The sequence below is a fragment of the Cribrihabitans pelagius genome (genome assembly GCF_048820915.1).
Classification (GTDB): domain Bacteria; phylum Pseudomonadota; class Alphaproteobacteria; order Rhodobacterales; family Rhodobacteraceae; genus Cribrihabitans_A; species Cribrihabitans_A pelagius.
The window spans coordinates 26,460-44,749 of sequence record NZ_JBMERR010000027.1 but is presented as its reverse complement, the minus strand read 5'-3'; the positions used below and the strand labels follow the sequence as shown (position 1 = coordinate 44,749).

Below are 18,290 nucleotides of genomic sequence, written 5' to 3'. Positions count from 1 at the left end.
CTCAGCCGCCGGTGTGGCTCATGTGGCGGCTCATCTGGCCGCCGACCTGCTGCCGGGAGTAGTCGAAATCGTGGCCCTTGGGCTTGAGCGTGATCGCCTCGCGGATGGCGTTCTCCAGCGGTGCCTCGCTGTCCGGATGGTCACGCAGGGGCGCGCGCAGGTCGGCCATGTCCTCCTGGCCGAGGCACATGTAGAGCTCGCCGGTGCAGGTCAGCCGCACCCGGTTGCAGCTTTCGCAGAAGTTATGGCTGAGGGGGGTGATGAAGCCGATCTTCTGGCCGGTCTCTTCCAGCCGCACATAGCGGGCCGGTCCGCCGCTGCGCTCGGCCAGGTCGGTGACGGTGTAGTGGTTCTCGTATTCCCGGCGCACGTCCTTCAGCGACCAGTACTGGTCCAGCCGGTCCTCGTTGCCGAGATCGCCCATAGGCATCACCTCGATCCAGGTGAGGTCGATGCCGCGCTCGGCGCACCAGCGGGTGATGGCGGGCAGCTCGGGTTCGTTGAATCCCTTGAGCGCCACCGCGTTGATCTTCACCCGCAGCCCCGCCTTCTGGGCCGCGTCGATGCCGCGCAGCACCTGAGGCAGGCGGCCCCAGCGGGTCACATCCGCGAATTTCTGCTCCTCCAGCGTGTCGAGCGAGACATTCACCCGGCGCACGCCTGCGTCGAACAGCGCCTGGGCGTGTTTTTCCAGCTGCGAGCCGTTGGTGGTCAGCGTCAGCTCCTTCAGCGCGCCGCTGTCCAGGTGCCGGGTCATCGAGCGGAAGAACGTCAGGATATCGCGGCGCACCAGCGGCTCGCCGCCGGTGATGCGCAGTTTCTCCACCCCCAGCCGGATGAAGGTCGAACACATCCGGTCCAGCTCCTCCAGCGTCAGCAGGTCCTTCTTGGGCAGAAAGGTCATATTTTCCGACATGCAATAGACGCAGCGGAAGTCGCAGCGGTCGGTGACCGAGACGCGCAGGTAGGTGATAGCGCGGGCGAAGGGATCGATAAGCGGAGCTGTCATGCCTCCTAGGTAAAGCGGGGCACCGCCGCCGGCAAGAGGCGATGGCTTTTGCGTCTGGCAAACAGTTTCGCGCAAAGCTAGTGTCGCCCCATGCGTATGACAATCATAGCCCTTTCTGCGGTTTCCATGCTGGCGGCCTGTGACGCCGTCCAGATCAACTCCTCGGTTCTGAAAGGCGGTTCGGGCGGCTCGGGCGGCTCCGGCGCCTTCAAGACGCGGCCGCAGCCGCAGGCGGCTCCCCAGGAGACGCGACAGGCGGGGGGCGCGGACAGCTCCGCGCCCGCCTTTGACAGTTCGGCCGCCACGGTGGCCTCGCTCGGCGATCCTTCGGTGCCGGGTATGTGGATGGAAACCCCTCTGGTTACCAGCGAGCAGCAGGCCCGCGTGCGTTCTGCCCGAGGCAGCGAGGCGGTGGTGACGCTTAAGCCCGCAGTAGGCGCGGCAACCGCCGGCAGCCGCCTGTCGATCGAGGCGATGCGGGCGCTGGGCCTGCCGCTGACGGAGCTGGCGAACGTCCAGGTGCTGCCGGCCGGCTGAGGCGGCCGGAACAATTCCCCCGCGCTTTGCAGGCAAGGCGCGGGGGTGTTTGCAGGGCGCTATCCGGCGTCCCTGAGGTGTTTCGCCGCTTCCTTGCGGGCAAACCCCTTCATCGCCGCGCCATGCTCCGCCAGGAAGGCGCGGGTCAGGGCGGCGTCGTGCTTGCTGAGATCGCGCAGCCACCAGGCCACCGCTTTCTGGATGAACCAGTCGCGGTCAGGCACATAGGCGGCAGCCCAGCCCAGGATGCGCCTACGCCGGGCCTGGTCGGCGGGTTTGAGGTTGTTCATCTTGGCCCAGGGCAGGGTGGAGACCAGCGCCGCGCGGCGGGTCCACATATGCGGCGCCTGCGTCCATGCCTCTACGGTGTCGAGCCGTCCGGGCTCCGCCAGCAGGCGCTTTTGCAGCGCGGTAGAGGCGTGATCGGCAATCGCCCAGCTGTCGAACTGCGGCACCCAGGAGCAGAGCAGATCCCAGACCGCCGCATCGTCCCGGATGCGGGCCTGGGTCAGCAGCTTGGCGGCGGCGATGCGGGCCTCGAAGATGTCCGTGTCCCACAGCTGCCGGGCCAGGTCGCAGCGTGCGCCCGCGTCCAGCGTCTGCCGCCACTCCGCCGACAGCTCGTTCAGCGCCGGGTTGGGCGTGCCCAGAACCGCGCGCTCCTGCTTGTGGTAGGCGGCCTTCTGTCCGGCGCGGCCGGGCTCCGCATGGGCGCGCAGCCCGGCCAGCGCGTCTTCCAGCGTGACGGTGCTCACTCCACCGTCACCGATTTGGCGAGGTTGCGCGGCTGATCCACGTCGGTGCCTTTGGCGACAGCGGTGTGATAGGCCAGAAGCTGCGCGGGAATGGCATAGAGGATCGGCGTCAGCGCCGGGTTCACCCGCGGCATCTCCACGGTGCACCAGACGTCGTCTCCCGCCTCGGCGATGCCGTCGCGGTCCGAGAACATCAGCACCTTGCCCTTGCGCGCCAGCACCTCCTGCATGTTGGAGACCGACTTGTCGAAGAGCGCGTCCCGGGGCGCCATCACCACCACCGGCATGTTCTTGTCGATGAGCGCGATGGGGCCGTGCTTCAACTCGCCGGAGGCATAGGCTTCGGCGTGGATGTAGCTGATTTCTTTCAGCTTCAGCGCGCCCTCCAGCGCCAGCGGGAACATCAGCCCGCGGCCCAGGAACAAGACGTCGCGCGCTTCGCTCACCTTCAGCGCGGCCTGGCGGATTGCCTCGTTCTGCTCCAGCGCCGCGGAGAGCACGTTGGGCAGCCCGCGGATCGCGGTGGCGTAGTCCGACATCTCCTGCGCGTCGAGCACGCCGCGGTCCGACGCCGCCTTGAGTGCGAGCAGCAGCAGCACCGTGAGCTGGCAGGTGAAGGCCTTGGTCGAGGCGACGCCGATTTCGGGGCCGGCAAAGATCGGCAGCGCCAGGTCGCTTTCCCGCGCGATGGAGCTTTCCGGCACGTTCACCACCGAGACGATCCGGTCCGCCTTCTCCCGGCAATAGCGCAGTGCGGCCAGGGTGTCCGCGGTCTCCCCCGATTGCGAAACGAACAGCGCCATCGTGTTGGCGGGCACCGGCGGCTCGCGGTAGCGGAACTCGGAGGCGATATCGACCTCCGCCGGCAGGCGGGCGATCTGCTCGAACCAGTATTTCGCGGTGAGGCAGGCGTAATAGGCGGTGCCGCAGGCCACCATGGTCAGCCGCTCGACACCCGCGAAATCGGCGCCCGCGCCGGGCAGGCGGACGATGTCCTCCTCCACTGGCAGGTAGGACCGGATCGCCTCGGCGATGACAAAGGGCTGCTCGGCGACTTCCTTGGCCATGAAGTGCTTGTGGCCGCCCTTGTCGACCTGGGCCGCATCGATCTGGATTGTCTTGGTCTCGCGGTTGACCAGGGCGCCGCCGGGGCTGCGCAGCTCAACGCCCGCGCGGGTCACCACGGCGCGGTCGCCTTCCTCGAGGTAGGTGATGCGGTCGGTGAGCGATGCCAGCGCAATCGCGTCCGAGCCCACGAACATCTCGCCATCGCCATGGCCGATCGCCAGCGGTGAGCCCTTGCGGGCGGCCACGATCAGGTCTTCCTCGCCGTCGAACAGGAACGCGAGCGCAAACGCGCCTTCCAGCCGGTCCAGCGTCTTGAAGGCAGCCTCCACCGGCGTTTGCCCTTCCTGCAGATAGCGCTCGGCCATCAGGGCAACGGTTTCGGTGTCGGTCTCGGTGCGGAACTCCATGCCGCAGTCCAGCAGCTCGGCGCGCAGGTCCTTGTAGTTCTCGATGATGCCGTTGTGCACCACCGCAACCGCGCCCGCCCGGTGCGGGTGCGCATTGCTGACAGTGGGCGCGCCGTGCGTGGCCCAGCGGGTGTGGCCGATGCCCGCCTTGCCGCGCAAGGGCTCGTGCACCAGCAGGTCCGAAAGATTGACCAGCTTGCCCACCGCGCGGCGGCGTTCCAGCTTGCCGCCGCTGACGGTGGCGATGCCTGCGCTGTCATAACCGCGGTATTCCAGCCGCTTCAGCGCTTCCACCAGAATCGGGGCCGCCTCGTGATTTCCCAGAACGCCTACAATGCCGCACATCACTCACTTCCCTTCGCCAGGCGGGCCTTTCTGGCGCGCAGCATCTCCATCAGCTTGCGCGCGCGGCCCGGTTTGTTGGTCTGCTCGGCGCGGCCGATTGCCAGCTCGCCGTCTGCCACGTCCTTGGTGATCACCGCGCCGGTCGCCGTCATCGCCTCACTGCCGACCTTCACCGGCGCCACCAGCATGGTGTTGGAGCCGATGAAGGAGCGGGCGCCGATCTCGGTGCGGTGCTTCATCACCCCGTCATAGTTGCAGGTAATTGTGCCCGCGCCAATATTGCTTGCCTTGCCGACCGTGGCATCGCCGATGTAACTCAGATGGTTCACCTTGGCGCCTTCGGCAATCTCGGCGTTCTTGATCTCGACGAAGTTGCCGATATGAGTGTCCTCGGCCAGCTCGGCGCCCGGACGCAGGCGGGCGTAGGGCCCGACCTTGGCGCCGCGGCTCACGTGGCAGCCTTCCAGATGCGAAAACGCCCGGATCAGCGCGCCGCTTTCCACCGTGACGCCGGGGCCGAAGACCACGTTGGGCTCGATCACCGTGTCGCGGCCGATCACCGTGTCGAAGGCAAGATAGACGGTCTCGGGCGCCATCAGCGTGACGCCCAGATCCAGCAGTTCTGCCCGTGCGCGGGCCTGGAACACGGCATCCGCCTGCGCGAGGTCGGCGCGGGAGTTGATGCCCAGCGTTTCGGCTTCGCCGCAGGAAACAGCAGTGACACTCTTTCCTTCGTTACGGGCCAGCTCGACCAAATCGGTCAGGTAGTATTCACCCGAGGCGTTTTCGTTGCCGACCTTGGCGATGAGGCCGAACATCACCTGCGCGCCGCAGGCCATCAGCCCGGAGTTGCAGAAAGGGATGGCACGCTCGGCTTCGCTGGCGTCCTTGAACTCGACAATCCGCTCCAGGCTGTCACCCTCCATCACCAGGCGGCCATAGCGGGCCGGATCGGCGGCTTCGAACCCCAGGATCACCAGATCGGCGCGCTGGCGGGCCGCGACCATGCGTTCCAGCGTTTCGGCGCTGACAAAGGGTGTGTCGCCGTAAAGCACAACCACGTCGCCGTCAAAGCCCTCCAGAGCCGCGCGTGCCTGGTCCACGGCATGTGCGGTGCCAAGCTGCTCTTCCTGGATCACCACCTCGGCGGTCTCGTCGATACCGGCCACCGCCGCGCGCACCGCTTCCGCGCCATGACCGGCCACCACGATAGTGCGCTCCGGGTCCAGCGCCCGGCCCGCCGCCATTGCATGCGCCAGCATCGGCGCCTGGGCGACCGGATGCAGAACCTTGGGGAGATCGGAGTGCATCCGGGTGCCTTTCCCGGCCGCGAGAATGACGAGGGCAATGCTCATAATGGCTTTTCTCTTTGTCTTTTTTGCGCTTCCGTTTTATCCGCTGGGGGGCGGGGCGCAAGGCTTGGCGCCATCACACAAGATTGCGGGCTGCAATACGGCGTGGCGGAAACACGCCGAAGGGGAGCGGATTATGCGCACGGTCATCTTCGATCTGGACGGCACCCTGGCCGATACCTCGGGCGATCTGCTGGCGGCGGCCAATAGCTGCTTCCGGGAGATGGGCCTGGGGGATGTGCTGAGCCACCCCGATGATGCAGGCGTTGCGCTGCGCGGCGGCCGGATGATGCTGGACCACGGGCTGAAGCGGGCGGGCCGCCATGATCCGCGCATTGTGGATGAGTTCTATCCGGTGCTGCTGGAGGCCTACCGCGCCGGCATCGACCGACACACCACGCTTTACCCCGGAGCGATGGCCGCGGTCGAGGCGCTGAAGATGGCGGGGTTTGCGGTTGGCATCTGCACCAACAAGCCCGAGGCGCTGGCCGATCTGCTCTTGCGCAGGCTCGGCGTGCGCGAAGCCTTTGCATCGCTGGTCGGCGCCGACACGCTGCCGGTGCGCAAGCCCGACCCCCAGCCGCTGCGCGAAGCGGCGCGCCGGGCCGGCGGCGATCCGGCCCGGACCCTTTTGGTGGGCGACAGCGACACTGACCGCAAGACCTCGGCCGCCGCAAACGTGCCGTCTGTGCTGGTCACCTTCGGTCCCTCGGGCGAGGATATGGCGGCGCTCGCGCCCGAGGCGCTGCTGCACTGTTTTGAGGACCTGCCGGAGGTCGCCGCCCGGCTGATTGCGTGAAATCGCAAACTTGTTCCGGAAATCTGAGGCGCTTTTGTTGTCTCTTGACCCGGTGCCGGGCGCGGCACACTAATGCGCCATGAGCGAGATTTTCACCGGGTCCTTCACCCAGCAGGAAGCAATTCCCGAAGACGCGATCGAGGCAGCCCTTGCGGTTCTGCGCCACGGGCGGCTGCACCGCTACAACCTCGCGGGCGATGAGGCGGGGGAGACCGCGCTTCTGGAGCAGGAATTCGCCGCGCAGATGGGGGCAAAATACTGCCTTGCCGTGGCCTCGGGCGGCTACGCGCTGGCGACGGCCCTGCGGGCGGTCGGGGTGAAGCCCGGCGACCGGGTTCTGACCAACGCTTTCACCCTGGCGCCGGTGCCGGGGTCCATCGCCTCGGTCGGGGCGGAGCCGGTTTACGTGGAGGTGACCGAGGCGCTCACCATCGACCTTGATGACCTTGCCGCCAAGGCGGGCCAGGCCCGCGTCCTGATGCTGTCGCACATGCGCGGGCATCTTTGCGACATGGACCGGCTGATGGAGACCTGCAACGCCGCGGGCATCACCGTGATCGAAGATTGCGCCCACACGATGGGCGCGGCCTGGAACGGCGTGCCTTCGGGCCGCCACGGCGCTGTCGGCTGCTATTCCTGCCAGACCTACAAGCACGTGAACGCGGGCGAGGGCGGGCTGCTCATCACCGACGACGAAGAGATCGCAGCGCGGGCGATCATGCTGTCGGGCTCCTACATGCTCTATAGCCGCCATCTGGCGGCGCCGGGGCCGGAGGTCTTCGAGCGGGTGAAATACGAGACCCCGAATATCTCGGGCCGTATGGACAACCTGCGCGCCGCCATCCTGCGCCCGCAGCTGCGCGATCTGGACACCCAGGTGACGCGGTGGAACGAATGCTACCGCACGGTGGAGGATGGCTTGCGCGGCACGCCGGGCCTCACTGTGGTGGAGCGGCCTGCCAAGGAATTTTTTGTGGGCTCCTCAATCCAGTTCCTGCTGCTCGGCTGGAGCGCCGATGCGGTACAGGACGTCTTGCGCCGCTGTGCCGCCCGCGGCGTGGAGCTGAAGTGGTTCGGCACGCCTGAGCCTGTCGCCTTCACCTCCCGCTATGACAGCTGGCGCTATGCCGGGACGCCGCGCCTGCCGCAGAGCGACCGCATCCTGGCCGGGATCATCGACATGCGGGTGCCGCTGACCTTCAGCCTCGAAGACTGCGCCCAGATCGCCCGCATCATCCGTGCCGAAGTGTCTGCCGTCCATCAGTCAGAGCGGTAAAGCGGCACGGTGGAGATCGAAACCTTGGCGGAACCGTCCGTCAGCTCGGCCGCGTGGGCGACATAGATCAGCGTCTGGTTGGCCTCGTCGAAAAGGCGTTTCACCCGCAGCGACTTGAGGACGATGGACCGGGATTCGCGGAACACGTCCTCGCCGTCCCTGCTCCGGTCGATGTCGCCCAGCGTGATCGGGCCGGTCTGGCGGCAGGCCAGCGAGGCGTTCGAGGGGTCTTCGAACCAGTTGCCCTTGGACAGCCGGTCGATCAGGCCGCGCTCGAAATAGGCGATATGGCAGGTAACGCCTTCCACCTTGGGATCGGCGATGGCCTCGATGACGATGTCGTTGCCCACCCAGTCGACGCCGATCTGTCCGATCTCCTCGGCGGCGGCAGGCAGGCCCGTAAGGCAGAGGACGGCCATGGCGCATTGCAGTCGTTTCATCAGCATCTCCTGTTTCCGTTCGGGGCGGGGTCTGCCCCCGTTTATGCAACATTTGCGCGCCGTTGAGGGAATTGCGTTGCGGAAACATTTCTGCCGGGGGGGCTCAGACCCTCCCGCCGCTCATCGCAATTGACGCGAATCGTGCGGTCGTCTATTGAATTGAACAACTGTTCATATAACCATCCGAATTCGGGAGGACCCGCGAGATGTTCAACGCAAGCATGACCTTCGATCTGGGCGAGGACGTGAACGCCCTGCGCGACATGGTGCACCGCTGGGCGCAGGACCGTATCAAGCCGATGGCCCAGGAGATCGACCAGAAGAACGAGTTCCCGGCCGGGCTGTGGCAGGAGATGGGCGAGCTGGGCCTGCTGGGCATCACCGTTCCGGAAGAGTTCGGCGGTGCGGGCATGTCCTACCTGGCCCATACCGTCGCGGTGGAGGAGATCGCCCGCGCCAGCGCCTCTGTGTCGCTGTCCTACGGCGCGCATTCCAACCTCTGCGTCAACCAGATCAAGTTGAACGGCAATGCCGAACAGAAGCAGAAATACCTGCCGCGGCTGATCTCGGGTGAGCACGTGGGGGCGCTGGCGATGTCCGAGGCGGCCGCGGGCTCCGACGTGGTCTCGATGTCCCTGCGCGCCGAGAAGCGCAACGATCACTTCCGCCTGAATGGCAACAAATACTGGATCACCAACGGCCCCGACGCCGACACGCTGGTGGTCTATGCCAAGACCGATCCGGAAGCGGGCTCCAAGGGCATCACCGCCTTCCTGATCGAGAAGGAAATGAAGGGTTTCTCCACCTCCAAGCATTTCGACAAGCTGGGCATGCGCGGCTCCAACACCGCCGAGCTGGTCTTTGAAGACGTCGAAGTGCCTTTCCAGAACATCCTCGGCGAGGAAGGCAAGGGCGTGAAGGTGCTGATGTCCGGGCTCGATTACGAGCGCGTGGTGCTCGCGGGTATCGGCACCGGCATCATGGCTTCCTGCATGGACGAAATGATGCCCTACATGAAGGAACGCAAGCAGTTCGGCCAGCCGATCGGGAACTTCCAGCTGATGCAGGGCAAGATCGCCGACATGTACACTGCGATGAACTCGGCCCGGGCCTATGTCTATGAAGTCGCCAAGTCCTGCGACAAGGGCACGGTGACGCGCCAGGATGCGGCGGCCTGCTGCCTTTATGCCTCGGAAGTGGCGATGACCCAGGCGCATCAGGCGGTGCAGGCCTTCGGCGGCGCGGGCTATCTGTCCGACAACCCGGTCGGCCGCATCTTCCGCGATGCCAAGCTGATGGAGATCGGCGCGGGCACTTCGGAAATCCGCCGTATGCTGATCGGCCGCGAGCTGATGGGCACCATGTAAACGGCATCAGGCCCGCGCGGACCCGGATGGGGCGCGGGCCTGGTGTTCTTGGGACGCAGCGGGCCAGTGGCGGCCCGGCTGCAATCGGATCAGGGGATCAGAAACGGTGCACGTAGGCGAGGTTCACCACGAACGGATCGATTTCGGCGGTGCCGATACCGGCGCCGTTGAGCGTCGCATCGGTGTCGATGTCCATGTAGCGGACATCGAACCGCAGCGCGCCCTTGTCGGTGATCTGGTAGTCGGCACCGGCGTTCAGGGCGAGGCCGAAGCTGTCATCCAGCTCCAGCGTGCCAAGCGCGGTCTCTTCCTCGAAGAAGGTGGTGTAGTTCACGCCGAGGCCGAGAAAGGGCTTCACCTTGCCCGCGGCGGGGAAGTGGTAGTTGACCGACAGCGTCGGCGGCAGCTGCTTCGCCGAAGCCGCAAAGGCGCCGTTCAGATTGACGTCATGCTCGAAGGGCGAGGCCACCAGCAGCTCGACGCCCCAGTTGTTGCGGAAGAAGTATTCCGCGGTCAGGGTCAGCGCGGTGCCGTCGTCGATATCGGCGGCAGCGCCGGCGAGAGTGCCGTTGCCGGACTTGGGGTTCACGTTGGCGATGCCCACGCCAACGGTCCAGTCGCCCTGCGCTTGCGCAAGCGCGGGGGTGGCCAGGGCGGCGAGGGCGGAAGTCAGTGCCAGAGCGGAAACCATGCGTTTCATGGGGTGCGTCCCTTTTCTTATGTTTGCCCGGCCGTGGTGCACTCTGACGCTGCGCCGCTCTCTGATCTGGATCAAGCGAGGGCTCGCTTTCCCTTTGAAAAATCAGTCGAAAAACGCATATCCGTTATTCGTTTCAGGAATGTCTAAATATGCATCAGAACTGTAACATTCCTGGGCTGCGGCCCGATGGCAGCTGGGACCTTCCCGAGCGGCTGAACATGGCTGCGCAATGCCTGGCGCATCCCGAAGACGCCACTGCGCTGGTCGACATGACCGGTGCGGCACGGCGCGGCATCTCCTTTGGCGAACTGGCCGCGATGACGGACGGCCTGGTGCGATACCTGCTCACGCGCATCCGGCCGGGCGACCGGGTGGGCGTGCTGCTCAGCCAGTCGCCCTGGTGCGCCGCGGCGCATCTGGCGGTCTGGAAGGCGGGCGGTATTTCGGTGCCGCTGTTCAAGCTGTTCAAACGCGACGCTCTGGCCTCCCGCGCGGGCGATGCGGGCGTGCGCTTTGTCTTCACCGACGCGGAGGGCGCGCAGCTGCTGGGCGATCTGGCCGAGGCGGTGATGGTGGACAGCGCCGGGCTGGCGGGCGCGCCCGTGCCCTTCGCGGACACGACCCCCGACACGCCCGCGGTGCTGATCTACACCTCCGGCACCACCGGCAGCCCCAAGGGCGCACTGCACGGGCACCGGGCGCTGACCGGCCACCTGCCGGGCGTCGCGATGAGCCATGACCACCTCGGCCAGCCGGGCGACTGCCTCTGGACACCCGCGGATTGGGCTTGGATCGGCGGGTTGTTCGATGTCTTGATGCCGGGCCTGGCGCTGGGCGTGCCGGTGGCGGCCGCGCGGCTCGACAAGTTTACTCCCGAAGCCTGCGCCGATCTGATCGCCAAGGCCGGTGTGCGCAACATCTTCTTCCCGCCCACCGCGCTCAGGATGCTGAAGGCAGCGGGGCAGGGGCTCGACGGCCTGCGCTCTGTTGCCAGCGGCGGAGAGCCCCTGGGCGCGGAAATGCTCGCCTGGGGCCGGCGGCAGCTGGGCGTGACCATCAACGAATTTTACGGCCAGACCGAGTGCAACATGGTGGCCTCTTCCTGTTCGGCGGATTTCGACCCGCGCCCGGGCTGCATCGGCAAGGCGGTGCCGGGCCACGAGCTTGCGGTGATCGACGAGGACGGCACCCCCACCGAAGGCGAGGGCGACGTCGCCATCCGCCGCGGCTCGGCCTCGATGCTGCTGGAATACTGGAACCGCCCGGAGGAGACCGCCGCCAAGTTCCGCGGCGATTGGCTGGTGACCGGCGACCGCGGCATCTGGGAGGGCGATTACCTGCGCTTTGTCGGCCGCGAGGATGACGTGATCACCTCGGCCGGCTACCGCATCGGTCCGGCGGAAATCGAGGACTGCTTGCTAACCCACCCTGCGGTGGCGACGGTGGGCGTGGTCGGCAAGCCCGACCCGCTGCGCACCGAGATCGTCAAAGCCTATGTGGTGCTGAAGCCGGGGGAGGAGGCCTCCGAACAGGAGCTGCAGGACTACGTAAAGGACCGCCTCGCGCATTACTCCTACCCGCGCGAGGTGGAATTCCTTGAGGCGCTGCCGATGACGGTGACCGGCAAGGTTATCCGCAAGGCGCTGAAGGCGCGGGCTGCGGCGGAGCGCGGCACATGACCAGTTTGGCCCAGCAGCCGGCCCGGTCCGGGATTATCAGCATAACAGACCTCAACCCAATGACGGGAGAGTGGACATGAAACTCAATTCCAAGGCGATACCCTCCTCGGACGGCTTCAAGCAAAACCGCGAGGCGCATCTCGAAGCGCTGGCGCAGATCAGCGAGGCGGCTGAGGCCGCGCGCATGGGCGGCGGCGAGAAATCCCGCGCGCGGCACGAAAGCCGCGGCAAGATGCTGCCGCGCCGCCGGGTGGCAAACCTTCTGGATCCGGGCTCTCCCTTCCTGGAGATCGGCGCCACCGCGGCGCATGGCATGTACGGCGGCGATGCCCCCAGCGCAGGCGTGATCGCGGGCATCGGCCGGGTGCAGGGCCAAGAGGTCATGGTGGTCTGCAATGATGCCACCGTGAAGGGCGGCACCTATTACCCGATGACGGTGAAGAAACACCTGCGCGCGCAGGAGATCGCCGAGGAGAACCGCCTGCCCTGCATCTACCTGGTCGACTCCGGCGGTGCCAACCTGCCGCAGCAGGACGAGGTCTTCCCCGACCGCGACCACTTCGGGCGCATCTTCTACAACCAGGCGCGGATGTCGGCCAAGGGCATCCCGCAGATCGCCGTGGTGATGGGCTCCTGCACCGCGGGCGGCGCCTATGTGCCCGCGATGTCGGATGTGACCATCATCGTTAAGGAGCAGGGCACCATCTTCCTCGCAGGCCCGCCGCTGGTGAAGGCTGCGACGGGCGAGGTGGTCAGCGCCGAGGACCTGGGCGGCGGCGATGTGCACACGCGCCTCTCCGGCGTGGCCGACTACCTGGCCGAGGATGACGCCCACGCTTTGGCGCTGGCCCGGCGGGCGGTGCAGTCGCTGAACATCACCAAGCCCCTCACCGTGAACTGGGCCAACCCGGAAGACCCCGCCTATGACCCCGAGGAGATCCTCGGCGTGGTGCCCGGCGACCTGCGCACACCCTACGACATCCGCGAGGTGATCGCGCGGCTGGTCGACGGCTCCCGCTTCGACGAGTTCAAGCCGCGGTTCGGTGAGACGCTTGTGACCGGCTTTGCCCACCTCAAGGGCTGCCCGATCGGGATCATCGCCAACAACGGCGTGCTGTTCTCCGAAGCGGCGCAGAAGGGCGCGCATTTTGTCGAACTCTGCTCGCAGCGCAAGATCCCGCTGGTCTTCCTGCAGAACATCACTGGCTTCATGGTCGGCCGCAAATACGAGAACGAAGGCATCGCCCGCCACGGCGCCAAGATGGTGACCGCGGTGGCCACCACCAACGTGCCCAAGATCACCATGCTGGTCGGCGGCTCCTTTGGGGCGGGCAACTACGGCATGTCGGGCCGCGCCTACCAGCCGCGCTTCCTCTGGACCTGGCCGAACTCCCGCATCTCGGTGATGGGCGGCGAGCAGGCGGCCGGTGTGCTCGCGACCGTCAAGCGCGACGCCATCGAACGCCAGGGCGGCAGCTGGAGCACCGAGGAAGAGGCCGAGTTCAAACGCCCCACCATCGAGATGTTCGAGGAGCAGAGCCACCCGCTCTATGCTTCCGCAAGGCTCTGGGACGACGGCATCATCGACCCGCGCAAGAGCCGCGACGTGCTGGCGCTGTCGCTCAGCGCGGCACTGAACGCGCCCATCGAAGAGACGAAATTCGGCGTCTTCCGGATGTAAGCCCGCAGGCTTCTTCTGGCCAGAAGTATCCCGGGGGTCCGGGGGCAGCGCCCCCGGTCCAGCGATCCAGACAAAGGACCAACCCCATGTTTGACAAGATCCTGATTGCCAACCGCGGCGAAATCGCCTGCCGCGTGATGGAAACCGCCCGCGCCATGGGCGTGCGCACGGTGGCGGTCTATTCCGATGCCGATGCGGCGGCGAAACACGTGGCGCTGGCGGATGAGGCCGTGCACATCGGCGGCCCGGCGCCCAAGGACAGCTACCTGAAGGGCGACGAGATTATCCGTGCGGCGCAAGCCACCTGCGCCCAGGCGATCCACCCGGGCTACGGCTTCCTGTCGGAAAACCCCGGTTTCGTGGACGCGGTGGAGGCGGCGGGCCTTGCCTTCATCGGCCCCTCGGCGGAAGCGATCCGCAAGATGGGCCTGAAGGACGCCGCCAAGGCGCTGATGGAAGAAGCAGGCGTGCCGGTGGTGCCGGGCTACCATGGCGCCAACCAGGACCTGGGCTTCCTCGCCGAACGGGCGGGTGAAATCGGCTACCCGGTGCTGATCAAGGCGGTTGCCGGCGGCGGCGGCAAGGGTATGCGGCTGGTGGAGCAGCCTGCGGATTTCGCCTCCGCACTGGAAAGCGCGCAAGGTGAGGCGGCCACCGCCTTCGGCAACCCGGATGTCTTGATCGAGAAATACATCCAGCAGCCCCGCCATATCGAGGTTCAGGTCTTTGGCGACGGAACCCATGCGGTGCATCTCTTCGAGCGCGACTGCTCGCTGCAGCGCCGCCACCAGAAGGTGATCGAGGAAGCCCCCGCGCCGGGCATGACGGACGAGATGCGCGCCGCGATGGGCGAGGCGGGCGTGCGCGCGGCCGAGGCGATCGGCTACAAGGGCGCGGGCACGGTGGAATTCATCGTCGATGGCTCGGACGGGCTGCGGACGGACGGCTTCTGGTTCATGGAGATGAACACCCGCCTGCAGGTGGAACATCCGGTCACCGAGCTGGTTACCGGTGTCGATCTGGTCGAATGGCAGCTGCGCGTTGCTGCGGGTGAAAGCCTGCCCGCCCGGCAGGAAGACCTGACCATCACCGGCCACGCCTTCGAGGCGCGGCTTTATGCCGAGGACGTGCCCGCGGGCTTCCTTCCTGCCACCGGCACGCTCACCCATCTGGCCTTCCCCCAGGAATGCCGCGCCGACAGCGGCGTGCGCGCGGGCGATACCATCAGCCCGTGGTACGACCCGATGATCGCCAAGGTGATCGTGCATGGCTCCACCCGCAAGGTGGCCCTGTCGCGGCTGGCCCGGGCGCTGGAGGACACCGAGGTGGGCGGCACCGTCACCAACCTCGCTTTCCTCGGCGCGCTGGCCGCGCATGAGGGTTTTGCCGCGGGCGAGGTCGACACCGGCCTGATCGGCCGCGATCTGGACGCACTGGTGGCCGCTCCCGCGGCGGAACTGCGCCACAAGGCGGCCGCCGGCATGGTGGCGCTGGACCTGGTGGAGGCCTCGGCCGAGACCGGCTTCACCCTCTGGGCACCGCTGCACCGGGCCGTGAGTCTCAGCCACCGCGGAGAGGTGTTCGAGGCCGATGTGCAAGTGGACGGGCCGGACCGGCAGCTGTGGAACATCGATGGCAAAACCGTGCTGGCGGAGCGCAGCCAGGGAGAATGGCGCATCGGCGAGCGGCGGATGCCCGCGGTATCGCAATCGGGGGCGCTGATCACGGTGCATGATGCCTATGGTCAGGAGTTCACCGTCATTGACCCGCTGGAGCGCGATGCCGCGGCTGGGGGCGATCTCAACGTGATCGAGGCGCCAATGCCGGGGCTGGTGAAGGCAGTCTTCACCGAAGCGGGGCAATCCGTGAAGGAGGGCGACCGGCTGGCGGTGCTGGAGGCCATGAAGATGGAGCATTCGCTCTTGGCGGCGCGCGATGGCGTGGTGGCCGAGGTGCTGGCCAGTGCCGGCGATCAGGTCGAGGCCGGGGCTGCCCTGGTGCGGCTGGACGAGGAAACCGGCTGAGCGCGCGCCTGCGGCAGGCTTGGGGATTTGGGTATTTAGGGTCAGAAAGTGACAGGAGGTTCTGCGATGGTTGAGCGCGTCGAGATTTTCGAGGTGGGCCCGCGCGACGGGCTGCAGAATGAAAAACGCGCCATCCCGGTGGCCGAGAAGGTGGCATTGACCGATTGCCTCAGCCGGGCGGGGTTTTCGCGCATCGAGGTGGCGAGTTTCGTCTCGCCGAAATGGGTGCCGCAGATGGCGGGGTCGGGCGCGGTGCTGGCAGGCATCCGCCGCGCGCCCGGCGTGCGCTATGCGGCGCTTACCCCCAATATGCGCGGCTACGAGGATGCGGTGGCGGCGAAGGCGGATGAGATCGCGGTGTTTGCCTCGGCCTCGGAAGGGTTTTCCAAGGCCAATATCAATGCCACCATCGAAGAGAGTATCACTCGCTTTCTGCCGATCCTCGATGCGGCGCGGGAAATCGGCCTGCCGGTGCGGGGGTATGTCTCCTGCGTGACCGACTGCCCGTTCGACGGGCCGACCGCGCCGGAGCAGGCGGCGGCGGTGGCCGCGCGGCTGTTCGAGCTCGGTTGCTACGAGATCTCGCTGGGGGATACCGTGGGGCAGGGCACGCCGGAGAGCATCAGCGCGATGCTGAAGGCGGTGACGGCGCGGGTTCCGGCGGAGAATCTTGCCGGACACTATCATGACACCGCGGGCCGGGCGCTCGACAATGTCGACGCCTCGCTGGCGCAGGGTGTGCGGGTGTTCGATGCTGCCGTTGGCGGGCTGGGCGGCTGTCCTTACGCGCCGGGTGCTGCAGGCAATGTCGCAACCGAAGCGGTGAACGCGCATCTGGTGGCGCGGGGCTATGAGACCGGGCTCGATGCGGCGGTGCTGGATGAGGCGGCGGAGATGGCGCGCGCCATGCGTCAAGGCAAAGACGGAGAGTGAACGATGTTCGAGACAATCACCCTGGAAACTGACGCCCGCGGCGTCTGCACCCTTACGCTGGACCGCGCGGAAAAGCACAACGCCATGTCCGGCCAGATGCTGCAGGAGCTGACGCTGGCGGCCAAGCGCCTGGCCGAGGACGACACTGTCCGCGTGGTGGTGCTGACCGGTGCGGGCAAGAGCTTCTGCGCCGGCGGCGACCTGGCTTGGATGCGCGAGCAGATGGACGCCGACCCCGAGACCCGCGGCCGCGAGGCGCGGGTGCTGGCGGAGATGCTGATGGCGCTCAATACGCTGCCCAAGCCGGTGATCGGCGCGATCCAGGGCAATGCCTTTGGCGGCGGCGTCGGCATGGCCTCGGTCTGTGATGCCGCGGTCGGCGCGGACCATCTGAAGATGGGGCTGACCGAGACCAAACTGGGCCTGATCCCCGCCACTATCGGCCCCTATGTGATTGCCCGCATGGGCGAGGCCAAGGCGCGCCGGGTCTTCATGTCGGCCCGCCTGTTCGGCGCCGCCGAGGCGGTGGAGCTGGGGCTTCTGGCCAAGGCGGTGCCCGCGGAGCAGCTAGCCGAGGCGGTGGAAGCTGAGGTGGCGCCCTACCTCAGCTGCGCGCCTGGGGCAGTGGCCGCGGCCAAGCAGCTCGCCCGCGGCCTCGGCCCGCGGCTCGATGATACGGTGATCGACCACACCATCGCGGCTCTGGTCGAACGCTGGGAAGGGGCAGAGGCCAAGGAGGGCATCAGCGCCTTTTTCGAGAAGCGGCGTCCCTCCTGGCAGGCGTAAGACACCGGCATTTCAGATGTTCCTTCAGGTCAGCGGCGGGCGGGTCACCCCGTCGCCGCCTTTCCTATGTAAACAGTAAGATATACCGCGCCTCAAAGCGCCGTTTTTCCCTCATAAAGCGGCCGTGTTTAACCTTGCCTTAGTTGACGCTTACGGGGCAGCGGAGTAGACACGGTCAAAATCAACACGCCAATTGACGTCGCGCGGGAAACCGCCGGGGAAAGGAGCTGCTCTTGGAAGAGATGTTGAGGGAATACCTGCCGATCCTGGTCTTTCTGGCAGTTGCCGCGGGCCTCGGCATCGTGCTGATCCTGGCGGCCGTCGTCCTTGCCGTGCGCAGCCCGGATCCGGAGAAGGTGAGCGCCTACGAATGCGGTTTCAACGCCTTTGACGATGCGCGGATGAAGTTCGACGTGCGCTTCTACCTGGTGTCGATCCTGTTCATCATCTTCGACCTCGAAATCGCTTTCCTGTTTCCCTGGGCGGTTGGTTTCAAGGAGGTGAGCGATCTTGGCTTCTGGTCGATGATGGTGTTCCTCGGCGTGCTGACCATCGGCTTTGCCTATGAGTGGAAGAAGGGGGCTCTGGAATGGGAGTGATGACCGGAGCCAATACCGCGGCGGTTGACCGCGAAACCGCCACGCAGGCGCTGAATGCGGAGTTGCAGGACAAGGGCTTCCTGCTGACTTCGGCCGAGGACATCATCAACTGGGCCCGCACCGGCTCGCTGCACTGGATGACCTTTGGCCTCGCCTGCTGTGCGGTGGAGATGATGCACACCTCGATGCCGCGCTATGATGCCGAGCGTTTCGGCATCGCACCGCGCGCCTCGCCGCGCCAGTCCGACGTGATGATCGTGGCCGGCACCCTCACCAACAAGATGGCGCCCGCGCTCCGCAAGGTCTATGACCAGATGCCCGAGCCGCGCTACGTGATCTCCATGGGCTCCTGCGCCAATGGCGGCGGCTACTACCACTATTCCTATTCCGTCGTGCGCGGCTGCGACCGCATCGTGCCGGTGGACATTTACGTGCCCGGCTGCCCGCCGACCGCCGAGGCGCTGCTTTATGGCTTGATGCAGCTGCAGCGCAAGATCCGCCGCACCGGCACCCTGGTGCGCTGAGGAGGGCGG

The 18,290-nt window shown here is 66.6% G+C and carries 17 protein-coding genes; 11 read left to right on the top strand and 6 right to left on the bottom strand.

Features of this window, described 5'->3' with window-relative positions; translation table 11 throughout:
* Window position 1: 1 nt before the first annotated feature.
* On the bottom strand, window positions 2–1,009 hold the full coding sequence (gene moaA / locus ACOHX0_RS19485) for a GTP 3',8-cyclase MoaA (RefSeq protein WP_420678875.1): 1,008 nt from the start codon (window positions 1,007–1,009) through the stop codon (window positions 2–4).
* Between the two features lie 90 nt (window positions 1,010–1,099).
* Here moaA and ACOHX0_RS19480 point away from each other — a divergent pair, with 90 nt between their 5' ends.
* Window positions 1,100–1,546 carry a hypothetical protein gene (locus ACOHX0_RS19480; protein WP_420678873.1) on the top strand — a complete coding sequence of 149 codons (447 nt, stop codon included), beginning with the start codon at window positions 1,100–1,102 and terminating at the stop codon, window positions 1,544–1,546.
* Window positions 1,547–1,605: 59 nt separating this feature from the next.
* Here the strand turns inward: ACOHX0_RS19480 and ACOHX0_RS19475 are convergent, their stop codons facing one another.
* Genes ACOHX0_RS19475 through glmU form a run of 3 tightly spaced genes read right to left on the bottom strand, consistent with a single transcriptional unit; the run spans window position 1,606 to window position 5,476 of the window.
* Window positions 1,606–2,301 carry a DNA alkylation repair protein gene (locus ACOHX0_RS19475; RefSeq protein ID WP_420678870.1) on the bottom strand — a complete coding sequence of 232 codons (696 nt, stop codon included), beginning with the start codon at window positions 2,299–2,301 and terminating at the stop codon, window positions 1,606–1,608.
* Window positions 2,298–4,121, bottom strand: a complete 1,824-nt coding sequence (gene glmS, locus ACOHX0_RS19470) for a glutamine--fructose-6-phosphate transaminase (isomerizing) (protein WP_420678868.1) — start codon at window positions 4,119–4,121, stop codon at window positions 2,298–2,300. Before glmS ends, ACOHX0_RS19475 begins: the two co-directional genes overlap by 4 nt.
* Window positions 4,121–5,476, bottom strand: a complete 1,356-nt coding sequence (glmU, locus tag ACOHX0_RS19465) for a bifunctional UDP-N-acetylglucosamine diphosphorylase/glucosamine-1-phosphate N-acetyltransferase GlmU (protein WP_420678866.1) — start codon at window positions 5,474–5,476, stop codon at window positions 4,121–4,123. Before glmU ends, glmS begins: the two co-directional genes overlap by 1 nt.
* A gap of 133 nt (window positions 5,477–5,609) precedes the next feature.
* On the opposite strand from glmU, the gene ACOHX0_RS19460 reads away from it, so the two are divergent.
* Together ACOHX0_RS19460 and ACOHX0_RS19455 are read left to right on the top strand one after the other, a co-directional pair.
* Window positions 5,610–6,272, top strand: coding sequence for an HAD-IA family hydrolase (locus ACOHX0_RS19460; protein ID WP_420678864.1), 663 nt, complete (start codon window positions 5,610–5,612; stop codon window positions 6,270–6,272).
* Between the two features lie 79 nt (window positions 6,273–6,351).
* Window positions 6,352–7,548, top strand: coding sequence for a DegT/DnrJ/EryC1/StrS family aminotransferase (locus ACOHX0_RS19455; protein ID WP_420678862.1), 1,197 nt, complete (start codon window positions 6,352–6,354; stop codon window positions 7,546–7,548).
* Here the strand turns inward: ACOHX0_RS19455 and ACOHX0_RS19450 are convergent.
* The gene (locus tag ACOHX0_RS19450) at window positions 7,533–7,988 is read right to left on the bottom strand and encodes a CreA family protein (RefSeq protein ID WP_420678860.1); all 456 of its coding nucleotides are present in this window, start codon (window positions 7,986–7,988) and stop codon (window positions 7,533–7,535) included. The genes ACOHX0_RS19455 and ACOHX0_RS19450 overlap by 16 nt on opposite strands.
* A 206-nt stretch (window positions 7,989–8,194) precedes the next feature.
* Here ACOHX0_RS19450 and ACOHX0_RS19445 point away from each other — a divergent pair, with 206 nt between their 5' ends.
* A complete protein-coding gene (locus ACOHX0_RS19445) occupies window positions 8,195–9,355 on the top strand; it encodes an isovaleryl-CoA dehydrogenase (protein WP_420678858.1) in 1,161 nt (386 codons plus the stop codon).
* Window positions 9,356–9,452: 97 nt separating this feature from the next.
* On the opposite strand, the gene ACOHX0_RS19440 is transcribed toward ACOHX0_RS19445, so the two are convergent.
* Window positions 9,453–10,055, bottom strand: a complete 603-nt coding sequence (locus ACOHX0_RS19440) for an OmpW/AlkL family protein (protein ID WP_420678857.1) — start codon at window positions 10,053–10,055, stop codon at window positions 9,453–9,455.
* A gap of 149 nt (window positions 10,056–10,204) precedes the next feature.
* Between ACOHX0_RS19440 and ACOHX0_RS19435 the strand changes: the two genes are divergently transcribed.
* From ACOHX0_RS19435 to ACOHX0_RS19405, 7 genes are all read left to right on the top strand, one after another.
* Entirely contained in the window at window positions 10,205–11,734 is a 1,530-nt protein-coding gene (locus ACOHX0_RS19435) for an AMP-binding protein (protein WP_420678855.1), read from the top strand.
* Window positions 11,735–11,810: 76 nt separating this feature from the next.
* Window positions 11,811–13,415: a carboxyl transferase domain-containing protein gene (locus tag ACOHX0_RS19430; RefSeq protein WP_420678853.1), complete on the top strand. Its 1,605-nt coding sequence runs from the start codon at window positions 11,811–11,813 to the stop codon at window positions 13,413–13,415.
* A gap of 86 nt (window positions 13,416–13,501) precedes the next feature.
* Window positions 13,502–15,439, top strand: a complete 1,938-nt coding sequence (locus tag ACOHX0_RS19425; RefSeq protein ID WP_420678851.1) for an acetyl/propionyl/methylcrotonyl-CoA carboxylase subunit alpha — start codon at window positions 13,502–13,504, stop codon at window positions 15,437–15,439.
* Between the two features lie 66 nt (window positions 15,440–15,505).
* A complete protein-coding gene (locus ACOHX0_RS19420; protein ID WP_420678849.1) occupies window positions 15,506–16,372 on the top strand; it encodes a hydroxymethylglutaryl-CoA lyase in 867 nt (288 codons plus the stop codon).
* Between the two features lie 3 nt (window positions 16,373–16,375).
* Window positions 16,376–17,158: a crotonase/enoyl-CoA hydratase family protein gene (locus tag ACOHX0_RS19415; protein WP_420678847.1), complete on the top strand. Its 783-nt coding sequence runs from the start codon at window positions 16,376–16,378 to the stop codon at window positions 17,156–17,158.
* A gap of 233 nt (window positions 17,159–17,391) precedes the next feature.
* Window positions 17,392–17,757: an NADH-quinone oxidoreductase subunit A gene (locus ACOHX0_RS19410; protein WP_420678845.1), complete on the top strand. Its 366-nt coding sequence runs from the start codon at window positions 17,392–17,394 to the stop codon at window positions 17,755–17,757.
* Window positions 17,748–18,281 (top strand): NuoB/complex I 20 kDa subunit family protein, encoded by a 534-nt coding sequence (locus tag ACOHX0_RS19405; protein ID WP_420678843.1) that lies wholly within the window; start codon window positions 17,748–17,750, stop codon window positions 18,279–18,281. The genes ACOHX0_RS19410 and ACOHX0_RS19405 overlap by 10 nt, the downstream gene beginning before the upstream one ends.
* The last annotated feature ends 9 nt before the right edge of the window (window positions 18,282–18,290 follow it).